Source organism: Dehalococcoidia bacterium (assembly GCA_035528575.1).
In the GTDB taxonomy this organism is placed as follows: domain Bacteria; phylum Chloroflexota; class Dehalococcoidia; order E44-bin15; family E44-bin15; genus DATKYK01.
The window spans coordinates 1-15,086 of sequence record DATKYK010000035.1; the positions used below are offsets into that span (position 1 = coordinate 1).

Consider the following 15,086-nt stretch of genomic DNA (forward strand, 5'->3'; position numbering starts at 1 on the left):
CACGCTCCGTCGGTGATCGGCGGGCAGTCGTGCTTTCGCAGGGGCGACGCGATCGTCGGTGCTTCCAGCAACGCGTCGGGATCCGGCCGACCCGAGAGTTGCGCCAGAGGATTGCTCTCCGCATGCCGCAGATTACGCACCGCAATATCGGCGAAGTCGCGCTCCGTACACAATCCGGCGTCAAGGAGCGCCCGCGCTTGTAGAGCGGCCTGGGAAATCGTATCCGGCCACAGGGGGGTCTCCAGGTACGGATCGTTCATCAGAACCATTACCTCACGAGGTGAGCTCATGCTCTGGCGGCCAAATCCGTAGACGAGGGAAACCTCGATCTCCTCGTGGCAGAGCATCTTCACCCATGCCTCGTAAAGGGCCCATGCCGCCTCGCCCTCGATATGGGATTCCTGGATCGGAGGCCAGGCACCCAGTGCGTCGATGGCCATCACCCAAGAGAAAGAATATCCTGCCAGAAAGTCCGAGGAGCCGGAGCAGGTAAAGTCCACGTCACTGCGAGATATACCAACCCCTTTTAGTACATCTGCCACGACTGGGGCCACCATCTCGGCATCGTTTCGATGCAGCTCTTTTCGCCGGTTCGGCGTCTGCCCGAAGGCTATAATAGCAACCTCACGCATATGACTTCTTCCGGATCTCGTCCATGATTGTCCCGATCGGTAGGTCAGCTTCCCCTGTCGGCTTGAAATATCGGATATTCTCCAGCGACTCGGTCCACTCCGAAGGGTCCTTCCATACGGCCGCCACCCTCATCCCGGGCCGCATCTCTTCAACCGGGCATTCCTGGATCAGGTGCATGATGGCGCTGTCGGCGCCATCCAGAACGATGTAGGCGTAAGCGTATGGAATCTCTAGGACCTGGTCGTAAAACTTGATGTTGACGATACAGTAAGTGTAGACCACACCCCGATCGGGGAGCTCGACGAGCTCGCTCATGGGCGATGCGGTATCGACGGACGTGAGTCGGGGGGGAACGTAGACCTTACCGGTGTCGGGGCAGCGTGACCCCAAAATTCGTCCTTCCCGAATGGCGCGCATGAACGTGCTCGACCCCACCCCAATCGAGTAGTCGTAGTGTACCGCGATAGGTGTCTTGATGGATGTGACCGGTTTTTGTGCCTCAGCCATGCTCATTCCTCCGGCACGAAGCAGGCAATATCGCGTATGCCACCTTGCCGCTCATCACAGAAGCGGGGAACGACTCGCATCCCGGTTCGCATGGCAGACTCGCTGCCAGCGTCTACGGCGTGTAGAAGAGCCGAGTCAGCGCCATCCAGCTTGATGAGCGCCCAGGCGAAGGGGCGCTCCAGCGGATTGCCCGGACGGGGCTCGTGCAGCCAGGTCCAACTCGTGACGCAACCCGCTGGCCCCACCTCCACGAGATCGTCCACCGACAGATCCTCCAGCGAGTCCGGGTCCACTTCTACCGGGGGGCACAGGACTTGGCCCGCAACCGTTTTCACTCCCAAAAGCCGCCCGTGATCGCGGATCTCGGTGAAGAAGCGACCGAGAATCGGTCCCGTCGCCCGTCGGTACGGATACTGGAGGACATGTTCGCCTCGAAGTGCCTCCTCGTGATCGTTCAGTTCCATGTATTCTTCGTCCCTCTCCGTAAAGGACCTTCCCTACTATGGCTTCACCTTGGCTGACTCTTTCAGCCTTTTTAATATAGTTAGCCACATCTGATATAAAGAGTCGGGCTCCTCCTTCCCTGGCTCCTCCCAGGGCTTGCCCAGATTCATGTCCTTAGCGATAATCTTGTAGCAGTTGTAGGACTCTGTCGACCCCGAATTTGCCCCCAGATGCCACGCGGCCCCGGTAGCATAGAGATTCTGTATGGGGGTTCTGTGGTTTGCTAGCTCAGGGAGAGGCCTCTTTTCTTCCATTTGATGCGGGACACGGTCGAGGAGTGTCATGCACCCATCGGGCCCCAGGTTCTTCATCCGGAGGTGATCGTAGGGGGTGCTATAGTCGCTGCCGATAACGTTATCCCAGGTCATATTGGGGGCGTGCTTGTGCCAAATACCCATCAGCTCTTCAGCATACCGCTTCTTTATCTCCAGCCACTCTCTCTCAGTATGGGCAGAGGCGGGCGGACCAAGTTGCTCGTGACCGGCGATATGTTTCCCCGCGGGCGCATAGCTGGGGTCAACCAGGCTATGGCTCCAAACAGTGGGGCAATAGTCCTCCAGTGGGGGAAACTTCTCCAGCCTGGACCAGTAGCATTCTCGGGCTACGTGCATCGGGTCGTTATCCTCTGCCAGCCCAAGATAGAAGCAATCATTTATGTCGGGGTTAAAGGCGGCAGCTTCATACTTTGGAGCCTCATGGAGGGCAAAGGAGTACCACATCAAGCAGCCGAAAACACTTTCCAGAAGATCCACACGCCGCGCCATCCGCTCAGGTATATACTCTCTGCCTATCAAATCGAAGCAAAGTTGCTGCGGGTTCAAGGTGCTTACCACCAACTTTCTCGCCCCAACTTCAGTACCGTCAGCTAGGCGGATGCCTGTGGCAGTTCCATTTTCTATGATGACCTTGTCTACCTCAGCGTGGGTGAAGAACTTGCACCCATTGGCGACTAGAATCTTATGGGCAGCATGAGCTACCTGGTGAGTTCCTCCAATGCAGAAACTTATATTCGGCATTGCGGAGCAGAAACCGAACGTCCAAGCGCCCGCCCCTGGTTGGTTGACATCCATTGACGATCCCAGAATGAACCTCAGATTACAGTACTGCAGCTCCTTACTTTCCCATAATTCCTGCACATTCCGGGTATGGGTAGACATGAGGACCAGCGGGTCTGGCTCCACCCCCGCTCCAACCTCCACCAGCTGTGGATAGACGGCTATTTGCCTCTCGAGCACCCCGGGGTCGGCTTTATCCTCAGCGGGCCGAAACATGTAATCCATCTGCACATGCTGCATCTCCTTCGCTAACCATAGTTTCCTGAGTTTGAGCCACTTCTCAGCATCCCTTTCCGAAAACCGGGCAATCTCCTTGGCAGTACGTTCCTGGCTCATATCGTATTTATCACTATAGATGGTGAGGCAGGTCTGATTCTTTCTGAAGATGCCACCAGCGTTACTGAGATGCTGATCGAGCTTGGCACCGTATTCCCAGAATTCAGGGAAATCACGCCAGAGTGGCAGATAGTAAAACGGCATTTGCATTGTGGCGTGGGTATTGACACGAAAACCCGGGGCTGCGCTCTCCTCAGTGGCCAGGCAGCCGCCAATCTCGTGCCTCCGCTCGAATACGCCGACGCTCATCTCGGCATACTTGGTCAGGTACATGGCAAGGAATAGGGCCTTATTCCCTCCCCCAACTATCACTGCATCGAATGTTTCATCGGGCATGATAACCTCCTGTGAAGATATTTCTTTGCTGGAAGGCTAGTGCTAAAACTTGATTACGGTGCGTACTACCTCTCCCCTTTCAAGTTTCCCATAGGCTTCATTGATTTCGTCCAGGTCGCAGTTCTTGGTGATCAGCTTATCAATGGGGAGTTTGCCATCCATATACAAATCAACATATCGTGGCACATCAACAGACGCCCTTACGTCACCCTGGGTAGTCCCGGTAAGGACCTTCCCCAGGAGAAGTTCAAAGGGAGCGATATTGAGCGTGACGCTGATGGGGGGCAATCCAACTACGACGCACTTTCCTCCGCTATGAATGGAGCCGAAGGCCTGCATAATGGCATCCGCGCTACCTACGCACGGGACAGCGTAATCTACCCCTATACCGGTTAGCTCAAAAGCCTTCTGCTGGGGGTTCTCCTGCGATGCATTGACAACGTAGTCGGCCCCGAGGTCTTTGGCCATTTCCAGCTTTGGCTCCAATGTATCAACAGCTATGATCATCCCTGCTCCAGCCAGCTTAGCTGCCATAACTGCACTCAACCCCACGCCACCACAGCCATAGATAACTATGCTTTCGCCAGCCTTTACCCCTGCCGTATTGAGAACAGCACCTATGCCGGTGCTGGTGCCACAGCCCAAGAGGCACACCACGTCAAGGGGGGCATCCTTTCGAACTCTCACTGCTGAACGCTCATGCACTACAGCATATTCAGCAAAGCAGGCCAGGCCAAAAAGATGGTGCAGTTCTTGATCGCCTTTGTGTAAACGTATTCCCCCCCCGGGCAGGGTACCCATGATCTGGATAGGCAGGTTCTCTACGCAAAGGGTGGGTCGACCCACAACGCAGTAGTGGCATTTCCCGCATGAAAACGCTACCATGAGCACCACGTGGTCACCGGGTTGGAGCGTCGTTACACCGGGCCCCACCTTCTCTACAACTCCAGCACCCTCGTGTCCCATCACGACCGGCATGGAAACGGGAATGTCACCTTTCAAGAAGTGGAGGTCGCTGTGACATGTCCCAGCAGCGGTGAGCTTCACCAGTACTTCATTGTCTTGTGGGTCATCAAGGGTAACCTCCTCTACACGCATAGGAGTATTAACCTCATATGATACAGCTGCCTTCATAGTTTGTGCCATCCTTTCTACAGCAATGGAATATGCTATACTAATATTATCTTGGCAACAAATTACCTATACTGTCATCCCGGTTACAAATCTAAAAAGTATCTACAAGGTGACAATGAGGCTACCATGACGGAACAAGAGATATTATAATTGGGAGTCGGCCGCACAGTGCTGGACACAAAGATGGATTGGTCCCTAGACGGATGGCGAGTTTTTCGCCAATCAATCAGTCGATCAGGTGGCGCCGTATAGCGATGGCGGCTGCCTCGGTACGGCTGGTGACACCCATCTTGCGGAGGATACTGGTGACGTGGAACCTCACAGTGGAAGAGCTAATCACCAGCTGTTCCGCTATCTGGGGGTTGCTCTTCCCCTCGGCGACCCTGGTGAGTACTCTGTATTCACTCTCCGTCAGGCGGTATTTCTTCGCCACTGCCGAAGCCGCCAACTCTTCAGCCCATGCTCTTCCGTCCAAAGAGTGCCTACTGATCTTGTGGACTACAACAATGATGCCCTTGACCGTGGGGTTGTGAAGAAGGTTGTTAGCGACCGCATCAACTACACGCCACGTCCCGTCCTTATGCATCACATGGCATTGCGCATGACTACCTGTGTCCTCTCGATTCTGGATCATCTTAGTGAGCCTGCTGGCTACCCTGGGCATATCTTCTGGGTGAATAACCCCGAACGTATCCTTGCCGATAAATTCTCCCGATTCATAGCCCAGAATTCGAGAGATGGACGGGTTCTCGTACAAGACCTCTAGCTCACTGCCTAAGATCACAATTCCATCAGGAGAATTCTCCACAATTGCTCGAAAGAAGTCTTCCTGTCTCCTAGGCAGCTGCTCCTTAAGCCGTGTGCCTTGGTTATCCGATGCTTCTGATTCAGCAATTCGCCGCTGCAATGTTGATGATTCGTGTGCAGGTGTCTCCTCCCCATTCCTGCGGGATCGTATCATCTTTATCATTCCAGTATCTACATGTGCTAGCAGGTCGGACGGCATCTTTTTAGCAAGACCAAACAGCTCATCCGTGTCCGCCTTGTTTACATCAAGCACCTTGGCTAAGGCCAAGATGATCTTCTGCCTCGGTGAGGGTATGACGCCAGTTTCAAGCTTACTTACGTATGTGGAGCTAATGGCTGTCTTTTGTGCCAGTTCTTCTTGAGTCAAGCCTTTGGCTTTCCTCAGTTCCCTTAGTCGTTGCCCAAACATCATAACAGTGCCGCCTGATACTGTACACTAATACTAGGTATTACTGACTTGATTGTCAAGTACTACCAGATGCCTGTAATTACCCATATCTAATAACAATGACTTTACCAACAGTAGCGGGCAACACCCTTTACTCGCATTGGGGTGCTAGTGTCATTTTATGCAGCTGCCTTCATAGTCTATGCTGCCCTTTCTTCAGTACGAATTTGTCTTATCTATCAAGCTACCCAGCACGATCAGTGAGATAAAAGTCATTGACCAAAGTAATGTAAAAGGCATATTCTACAATCAGATTCATTACTGGAATATGCCATTGAAAGCTTCTATAAGAAGGGATAGAAAACTCTGATAAAAGTTTCAGCGAGGGCATCGATTGTCGTAAAAACTCGCCAGCCGTCTAGGGACTAATCCCTCTTTGTATCCAGCACTGTGTGTAAGATTTCCGATTACAATATACCTTGTCCTATATCGATATACCGTTGAAATCTCTTACAAGGGCAGCGGATAATGGTGATAAAGACTTCGTCGAAGACAAAGGACAGGGCAGATACCGTGAACGCAGTTAACCGCATGTTACATGTTATAATTAATATATACAGTATATACAGTCCCGGCTATAGAAAGGGAGGCATGAGGCAATGGCACAGAAACTGAAGGTAAGAGCAGAGATACCGAAGCCAGGCAGTATTTCCTTCGAGGACAGGGTAACCAAGAGTGTGCCCTATGAGTGGGGTTATGGCTCCACACGCCGCACCGCCGGGCTCAGGGACGCCTTATTCTGGAAAGCGGCGGTGACCAAGGAGTGGATAAACGTAGCTGCCGGGATAGGTAAGTGCAGTTTCCGCGAAGGGCAGAAAATCAAGGTTGACATGGACAGGGCGAGGCTGGTGACCCGGGCCTACAGGGAGACGGAGGGGCAGCCGTGGGCCGTCCGCAGGGCGAGGGCGGTGGAGATGATGTGTGAGGAGATGCCCATCTTCATCAAGCCCGGTGAGCTTATTGTGGGCGACGCCAACGGGGCGCCGGACGAGATAAGATGGTACCCCGAAGCCAGTGTGTGGTTTATGCCTGAGGCGGTTACCACCGGCGGTTTCTCCGAGATGGTGACCGAGGAGGAGAAGAAGGAGATCATCGAGGACATCTGCGAGTACTGGAAGGGAAGGTGCGTGCGGGATCGGATATATGAAGAGATGCCCAGCTTCTTGAAGCCGATAGTAAGTAGCGATCCGACTGCCACTAGCGTTTGCCCCCAGACCTGGGAGGAGAGCCGCGCCCTACCCGGGTACGACTATGAGACGCTCTACAACGAAGGGCTGCAGGCGAGGATTGACAAGGTGGAGGCCAAGCTGAAGGAGCTGGAAGATAGAATAGCGGAGATGGACCCTGCGGAGTACCTGGAGAGGAAGCATGAGTGGCAAGCCATGGCTATATGCGGCAGGGCCATAATCCGCTATGCCCGGAGACACGCCGAGCTGGCCAGAGAGCAGGCCAAGGCAGAGAAAGACGGGGCCCGCAAGGAGGAGCTGGAGGAGCTGGCCGACATCCTGGACTGGGTCCCGGCAAACCCGCCACGAACCTTCCACGAAGCCCTTCAATTCATGTGGATAATCGAGATCGTGGGGCACTTCATGACGATATGCGGGAATGGATGCGGGGTCAGGATTGACCGGGTATGGTGGCCATACTACGAAGCCGACATGAAGGCGGGACGTATCACCAGGGAGAAGGCGCTGGAACTGGTGGAGTGTCTGTGGATCAAGGCTCAGGACATAGGGTCCCCCCCGGAGTGGCCTCCGATCTTCAGTGCCACCTCCGGCTTCGATGTAGGCTGGGCGCCTAACATCTGCGGATCTGATGAAAACGGCAAGGATGCATCCAACGATTTAAGCTGCATCGCCCTGGAAGCGCTGGCCAACCTCCACATCAATCAGCCCCCTATTTGCCTGCTCTACCACCGCGATATCTCGCCCGATGTAATGGAAAGGGCCCTTGACCTTATCCGGACGGGCTCGGGTCAGCCCTCGTTGCACAGTCAGGACATGCTGGAGAAGTGGTGCTATACCAGGGGCTGGTCTACTGAGGATGCCAAGAAGGTGCAGTTAGGGTGCTGCGTCAACCCCCACATCCGCGGCAGGGCGGTAACTGCATCGGGTATTGCCACTATGGGGGCCATATTCGCTGTCAAGCTGCTGTCAGAGGTCCTGGGATTGTTCGAAACCCCTGATGTACCCGGCAAGCCTGAACTCAAGGACCCGCGGCAGATGACATCTGCCGATGAGCTACTGGATGCCTTCTGTGAGCGGCTGTTGTTCTATATTGATATAGGGGTGCACTCCTGGAACCTGGGGCAGCAGATAGTCATAGAGTACAGCCCTGACCCGTGCAACTCCTTCCTCCTGGATGAGGCCGTGGAGAGGGGAGTCGACCTGACCAAGCTTCACAAGGAGCACGATACCTGGCCATTTATGGTCTTTTTAGGAGGGATCAACGTGGCTGACTCCCTGTCGGCCATTCAGAAGCTGGTCTTTGATGATGGGAAGTACACCATGGATGAGCTGATCGAGGCGCTGAGGGCAAACTGGGAAGGCTATGAGGAGATGCGCCAGGATTTCCTGAACGCCCCCAAGTATGGCAACGACGATGACTATGCTGATGAGTGGGCGGTGAAGACCTTGACACGGACACATGGCACGCTCAGGCAGGTCAAGGATGCCTGGGGTTGGCCCGTCACCATTGATGGCAGTACGGCAGCGGCCTTCCAATCGACAGGCCTTATGTGCGGAGCCACCCCCGATGGCAGGCTGGCCGGAACCGCCTTGGCTGACGGCACCGTATCGCCCATGGCAGGGGCCGACAAGAATGGTCCCACAGCGGTCCTTAACTCAGTTGGCAAGATACCCTACATGCACAGCCAGCTCCTCAACCAGAGGTTCATGCCCCAGTTAGTCGAGGGGGAGAATAAGAAGTTGTTCGCCGAATATATTAGAGAATGGCATGAGAAGGGGACCATCCCACATGTCCAGTTCAATGTGTGGGATAGCGGGACTCTGCGGGATGCCCAGGAGCATCCAGAGAAGTACACCGATCTCCAGGTGAGGGTTGCCGGTTACAGCGCCTTCTGGATCGATCTATCCAAGGAGACCCAGGACAGCATCATCGTCAGGACAGAGCAATCCCTGGGTTGTTAGTGCATCCTGAGGAATGAAGCCCGGATACTGCGATTATAGCGTGGAGGTGAAGTCCCCACGCTATAATTATAAGAAATTGGAAAGCGAATAAACTCATGCTGGATAAGAGCGCTGAAGACAGGGGTGTGGTATTCAATGTCCAGCGTTTTTCCATTCATGATGGGCCTGGAATAAGAACTACGATATTCCTCAAGGGTTGCCCCCTCCGCTGCGAGTGGTGTAGCAACCCGGAGTCGATGAGGCTGTCATCCGAGATAATCACCCGGGACATTAAGTGCATCAGGTGCGGCAAGTGCGTCGAAGCCTGCCCCCAGCAGGCAATCACCGTCGTTGAGGACAACCGGATTATCCAGTGGGAGAAGTGCAACTACTGCATGAAATGTGCCGAGGTATGCCCCTCGGGAGCGATAGAGGCCGTGGGGAGATACATGACTGTTGCCGAGGTGATAGACACGGTGGGCAGGGACGCCAGCTATTATCGGCGCACTGGCGGTGGGATGACCCTCTCCGGGGGCGAACCTCTGGTGCAATGGCAGTTCGCCTTGAAACTGCTACAGGAAGCTAAGAAAAAGGGGTTTCATACCACCCTGGATACTTCTGGTTATGCTGACTGGGAAGTGCTGGATGAGGTGCTTAACCATACTGACCTGGTGCTCTACGATGTTAAGCATCTGGACTCGGCAAGACACCGGGAAGCCACCGGGGTGCCGAATGAGCGGATCCTGGATAACCTGCGAAAGACGGTGGGGAAGGCGGCGATCAGGATATGGGTTAGGTATCCGGTTATCCCCCGGTTTAACGACACCGATGAGGAGATGGAGGAGCTATGCCGGTTTGTCCTCGCCGAAGTACCGTCGGTGGAGAAGCTATCGCTTCTTCCATATCACAAATTTGCCGAGACGAAGTATAATGCCCTAGGCAGAGAATATCCGTATAAGGGGATTCCTCTGCAAACTGAAGAGCGTATAGCGGATCTCAAGAAACTCGCCGAGTCCCACGGTCTGAGGGTAGATGTGGGTAGGTAGAGGGAAATTGCCCTTTTCCAATTTCTCGATAAAATCAACCACCTGTTACCTGAATGCATCCCCTTCTTGCTAAATGGATGGGGATTCCAGGACGCCTTCCTCCTTCAGCCTCTTTATCTCCTCTTCAGACATTTTCAGAATCTCGCGGCATATCTCATCTGTATGCTGGCCGAGGAGGGGAGCTGGCGAGCTCGGGGGAAGTGGCATCTCGGAGAACTTGAAAGGTATGCCTGGGTAAATTTTTTTCCCCACTATAGGGTGTTCTATTTCTATGATTGCTCCTCGCCATTTGAGCTGTGGATCCTCAATAGTATAAGGGGCTTTCTGGGCCACCCCAGCGGCTATCCCTACACCTTGCAAGGTTTCCATTACCTCTTGGGCATCGCGATTAGCGGTCCATTCCTCCACCAACCTGTCCAGCTCGTCTACGTTTATCAATCGTCCCAGGATATCAGTGAATTTAGGATCCTTAGTCCAGCCAGGATTGCCGAGGACATCGCAGAATCTCTGCCACTCATCATCAGTGAACACACTTATGGCACACCACTCATCTTCACCCTTACAGCGGTAGCAGCCGTGAGGGGCAGCGTAAGGGTTCCGATTCCCCATCGGCTTTTCAACCCGTTTATTTATGGTATAGTCCAGATAGACTTCGCCGATGAGGGTGGCTGCCACCTCTATCTGAGCCATATCGATGAACTGTCCCTTGCCAGTTCGGCGCCTATAATCAAGAGCAGCCAGGACAGCTACAACAGCCAGCTTACTGCACATATGGTCAGGCAGGGCTGCGTTGGAACCTACAGGATAGGGGTCATCAGGGTGCGCCCAGAGAGAGAGCATACCAGAGAAAGCGGAGAGCATCGGACCATAGGCCTCGTAGTCGCTGTAGGGTCCTCCACCACCAAAACCCTGGCTGCTAATATAGATGATATCAGGTTTGATCTGATTCACACCCTCATAGTCCAATCCAAAGCCCTTCATAACACCGCCACGGAAGTTCTCCCCTATGATATCACTCATCTTTATGAGCCGCTTAACGACCTCCCTTCCCTTCTCCGTCTTCAGGTTTATCCCCAAGCTCCGCTTACTGCGATTCGATTCATTAAACCCGGCACTACTATCGAGAGTTTGCCCCAGAGTTCTCGCGAAATCGGGGTTCCCCCTTGACTCTATCTTAATGACGTCAGCCCCAAACTCCCCCAAAATCTTGCCGAAGTCAGGGATTACAGCGCCAGTACCAAAGCTTATGACCCTTATTCCTTCCAGAGGGAATCCTGGCATTTTAACCTCCTTCCTACACAACACCAGCCCGCCTAAGGACTGACAGATCACCTTTTGAAAATCCCAGCTCCCTGCAATAGATCTCTTCATTGTGTTCACCAAGGCATGGGGCAGAGCGCCTTGTGCTGGCGGGCGTCTCCGTCCATTTATATGGCGGTCCCGGGTAGAGAGCCTTACCTATCACAGGATGGTTGACCTCGACAAAGAATTCTCTTGCCTTAGTATGGGGGTTATTGACGAAACCTGCTATATCGTGAATAGGAATAATGGGAACACCCTCCCTATGCCCCGCTTCAAAGAGCTCAAACATGGTATAGTTGGGAGTGAACTCAACCATAAGAGTGTAAAGATCCTCAGCGTTGCCAACTCGGTAGATAAAATCCTTCCATTCCGGTAAACGCAGCACCTCAGGGTCACCAAGCACCCGAACTAGGGCATTCCACTGCCCTGGGGTTATGGCGAGCACCCGAATATAGCCGTCTTTACAGGGGTATACGGGGTAAATGGCGTCTCCAAGTCGTACATCAGTCACTACTGTTATTCTCTCGTCAGTCAGGGCATGAGAATAGATTGGCACTAGCCAGGGGAAAAGACCTATACGTGAGCTTTCGTGCACTGCTGCGTCAATATACTGTCCCTTCCCTGTGGTGCCGCGATGATAGAGGGCAACGAGTATAGATATGGCAGCAAGCAGGGAAGTCGCATCATAGGCCGGTGTCCCTGGTAAGTTACATGGTACCTTTCCAGAGAAACCACTGCTGATCATGACGCCGCTCATGGCGAAGTCGACGATATCAGAGCCTTTCCAATCCTTATAGGGGCCGGTTTGACCAAACTCGGTGATGCTGGCCATGATAAGGCCAAGGTTTATCTCCTTGAGCACTGGGTAGTCAAGGCTTAGGCTTGCCATATAGCCAGGAGGATAGGTTTCCACTATAACATCCGCTGTCTTGACCAGCTTCTTGAAAATAGCCTTACCCTCGGAAGTCTCCAGGTCCAAGGTTATCCCCCGCTTGTTGGCGTGCCGATAAAGGAAATAGAGGCTCTTCTCCAGATGCGGTATATCATCCACAAACGGTGGGATGCTCCGGGTGGAGTCCCCTTGGGGTGGCTCAATCTTTATGACATCGGCGCCCAAATCCGCAAGCAACTTCGTACAGTAAGCGCCCTTACTATCAGCAAGATCCAGGATGCGGTATACACTCAAAGCACCTTCTTTTTGCTCCGCCACAATAGCACCTCTTACTTATGTATAAAGCTTACCTGCGAGTTCATGGAGACCCAGACTTATTAGTTTCTGTTTTGATGGGCGACCATCGGCCTGGAGACCTCTAGCAGGATAGTACTCCTTGAGCATAAGCTCCAGGTCAGGCACGGAACCCACGGCACCACCCTCTGAGGTTGGTGTCAGGATTTGCCTGGGCAGCCGATCATCTGCTGACGTTATACCCATCAGGTTACTGATACCTCTCTTTAAATTCCAGATCCTCTCACCACATTCCATTAGCTCGTTGAGGTCATAGTCAAATCCACTGGCTGATCTCATCAAGTCGACCAGATCCTCCGCATTTGTTACAGGGATGATTATATAACAGATCACTGCAGAATTGGCAATCTGCCCCAAATCCTGCGAGGTCTTTATTATCCTGCCCATACCCTCGCTTTCCTTTGCAATGACACCGGGATCTAAGCCTATCTCCGGCCAATTCACGATGCCCACTGTCATGCTGTAGGCATAATCACTGGTGTGGCAAGCTCCACGTACTCCTGTGGCATAGGCTAGGCCGAGAGCATGACTAGCACGGGGATCATGCATGGGAACCTCAAGCCCCTTGACCTCCACCGCATAGTTAGAGGCATTCTTGCCTATTATCTGAGCAGCACGCTTACTACCCTCGGCCAGCACATCCCCGAAACCATCGCGATGGGCAATCTTTTCTATCATCTTTAGAACGGCGTCGGCATCTCCCCATTTCAGTGCTATACCGTCTGTGTCCTTTGCACTAATAATTCCATGCTCAAAGCAGTCCATCGCCATGGCTATGGTGGCTCCACAGGAGATAACATCAAGCCCATATTTATTGCAGGCTTCGTTCATCTTAATGACTGCTGCCATATCTCCGATCATGAGCAGGCTGCCCAGACTGGCCGCACCTTCATATTCGGGGCCTGCTCCTGCCATTCCTTTGTACGGACCTTCGGTAATGTGGACTACTCTCTTACATGCAATCATGCAGCCGTAGCAGGCCTCGGTTCCAGTTAGGAATTTATCCCCGCTCAATATACCACCGCCAATTTGCGAAGCCACTGCAGTATTATCACCGACAACCCAGTTCTTAGCCGGCACATCACCCGTTATCATGCCGTAATCCATGCCGGCGTTGGTGCCCTGAGCGCTTAGTACCTGTGTCGCAATATGCTCCTTAACCTTGGTAATTACCGCTTTTCGCCTGTCGGTAAACTGCGTCGGGGAAGCCAACTCAACCTTACCGGTACCTCTCACCACGATAGCCTTAAGCTTCTTCGAGCCCATAACGGCACCCATGCCGCAGCGGGCAGCGAAATCCCGCTTCTTGTTGGCGATAGCAGCATACCTTACCTGGTTCTCGCCTGCCTGGCCGATTACCAGCACCTTAACCTTCTTCTTTCCACCATGCCTATCAATAAGGAGATCTGTAATCTCATAGCTATCCCTGCCCCAAATATCAGAGGCATCATTGATCTCGATCTTGTCATCTTCAATATATAAATAGACTGGTTTGTTAGAGGCACCCTCTATCGAAATGCCGTCATAGCCTGCAGATCTCAACTCCACAGCAAAATCACCACCACAACAGCTCTCTCCCCACATGTTAGTCAGCGGGGATTTCGAGCATACCGAAAACCGTGAGCCTCCTGGCAAACCTGTACCACTCAGTGGGCCTGTCATCATAAAGAGCACGTTATCCGGGGATAGGGGATCAACATCCGGGGATACGCGGTCAAAGAATAGTTTAGCTGCAAGTCCGCTGCCACCTATAAATTTCCGTAGAGTATCCCTGTCTATTTTACTTTTGGTAGTGGTGCCATTGCTCAAATTGACGTTCAGCATCCTGCCTTCGAAACCTGCCATTCTATCCTCCTTTCACGATATATTTATATACTCTCTTATATGGAATACCGTATTAAAGCCAAAATTAAGTGCCCTTCTTCAACTTGTTATCAACAAAAACCTCCAGCCTAGCAATTATATTATTGAAGGTGTCCCATTGCGCGGCTGTGAACTCCCTTGCATATTCAGATGCATATTCCTTAGCCTGCTTTTCAAGCCCATTCCGTGCAACCTCTCCCTTTTCTGTCAATTTTAAGCGGACTACTCTACTATCATCTGAGGCATGTAGCTTCTTTAAGTAACCCCTTCCTGCAAGTGTGTTAACCACCGGAGATGCGGTTCCTTTTGTAATTCCTAAAATATTGGACAGCTCTGTTATATTGATCTCCGGGTTGTTTCCCATAACATCGATAATCTGGACCTCGGAAAAGTACAAGAGGTCTCCTGTCCCAAAATATGAAGGAGACTTTGCCATTCTTGCAATTCTATTTATTATCACTCTAAGGAAAGTCGTTGATGGTTCCCGCATTGTCAATACCCTCCGTAACACAAGAAGCTCAAGAATGTAGGAATATTGTGTGGTAACCTAACAATATTGTCAAGAGGTGTGTGAATCATGGATTTGAACGGGACACTTTAATCAGAAGTAAGGGAGTCTAGATCTATTAGTAAATAGAGCTAGATATTCTATACATCGCTTTCCCTTATATGCCTATTGACAAATAGAACGCTTTGTTCCATTATTTGATTCACCTAAAAAACAGGAGGTTTACCATGCCA

General features: G+C 52.5%; 10 protein-coding genes and 1 pseudogene. 2 read left to right on the forward strand and 9 right to left on the reverse strand.

Annotated features, from left to right (window positions below; translation table 11 throughout):
- The 5 genes and pseudogenes from VMX96_08800 to VMX96_08820 form a co-directional block, all read right to left on the reverse strand.
- Nucleotides 1-440: lipid-transfer protein (locus tag VMX96_08800; GenBank protein HUU63994.1), on the reverse strand; the 440-nt coding region annotated here is incomplete at its 3' end.
- 184 nt (nt 441-624) lie between these two features.
- Nucleotides 625-1,604, reverse strand: a pseudogene (locus VMX96_08805) (OB-fold domain-containing protein).
- A gap of 36 nt (nt 1,605-1,640) precedes the next feature.
- Nucleotides 1,641-3,371, reverse strand: a complete 1,731-nt coding sequence (locus VMX96_08810; protein ID HUU63995.1) for an NAD(P)/FAD-dependent oxidoreductase — start codon at nt 3,369-3,371, stop codon at nt 1,641-1,643.
- Nucleotides 3,372-3,413: 42 nt separating this feature from the next.
- A complete protein-coding gene (locus tag VMX96_08815) occupies nt 3,414-4,505 on the reverse strand; it encodes a Zn-dependent alcohol dehydrogenase (GenBank protein ID HUU63996.1) in 1,092 nt (363 codons plus the stop codon).
- Nucleotides 4,506-4,731: 226 nt separating this feature from the next.
- The gene (locus VMX96_08820) at nt 4,732-5,724 is read right to left on the reverse strand and encodes a PAS domain S-box protein (GenBank protein ID HUU63997.1); all 993 of its coding nucleotides are present in this window, start codon (nt 5,722-5,724) and stop codon (nt 4,732-4,734) included.
- Nucleotides 5,725-6,359: 635 nt separating this feature from the next.
- On the opposite strand from VMX96_08820, the gene VMX96_08825 reads away from it, so the two are divergent.
- Nucleotides 6,360-8,909: a pyruvate formate lyase family protein gene (locus tag VMX96_08825; GenBank protein HUU63998.1), complete on the forward strand. Its 2,550-nt coding sequence runs from the start codon at nt 6,360-6,362 to the stop codon at nt 8,907-8,909.
- A gap of 95 nt (nt 8,910-9,004) precedes the next feature.
- A complete protein-coding gene (locus tag VMX96_08830; protein HUU63999.1) occupies nt 9,005-9,934 on the forward strand; it encodes a glycyl-radical enzyme activating protein in 930 nt (309 codons plus the stop codon).
- Nucleotides 9,935-10,003: 69 nt separating this feature from the next.
- On the opposite strand, the gene VMX96_08835 is transcribed toward VMX96_08830, so the two are convergent.
- The 4 genes from VMX96_08835 to VMX96_08850 all read right to left on the reverse strand — a co-directional run bounded on the left by VMX96_08835 (nt 10,004) and on the right by VMX96_08850 (nt 14,835).
- On the reverse strand, nt 10,004-11,215 hold the full coding sequence (locus VMX96_08835; GenBank protein ID HUU64000.1) for a CoA transferase: 1,212 nt from the start codon (nt 11,213-11,215) through the stop codon (nt 10,004-10,006).
- A 13-nt stretch (nt 11,216-11,228) separates the two neighbouring features.
- Nucleotides 11,229-12,446, reverse strand: a complete 1,218-nt coding sequence (locus VMX96_08840; protein HUU64001.1) for a CoA transferase — start codon at nt 12,444-12,446, stop codon at nt 11,229-11,231.
- Between the two features lie 15 nt (nt 12,447-12,461).
- Nucleotides 12,462-14,327: an aldehyde ferredoxin oxidoreductase family protein gene (locus VMX96_08845; protein HUU64002.1), complete on the reverse strand. Its 1,866-nt coding sequence runs from the start codon at nt 14,325-14,327 to the stop codon at nt 12,462-12,464.
- Nucleotides 14,328-14,391: 64 nt separating this feature from the next.
- Entirely contained in the window at nt 14,392-14,835 is a 444-nt protein-coding gene (locus tag VMX96_08850; protein ID HUU64003.1) for a MarR family transcriptional regulator, read from the reverse strand.
- Nucleotides 14,836-15,086 lie beyond the last annotated feature (251 nt).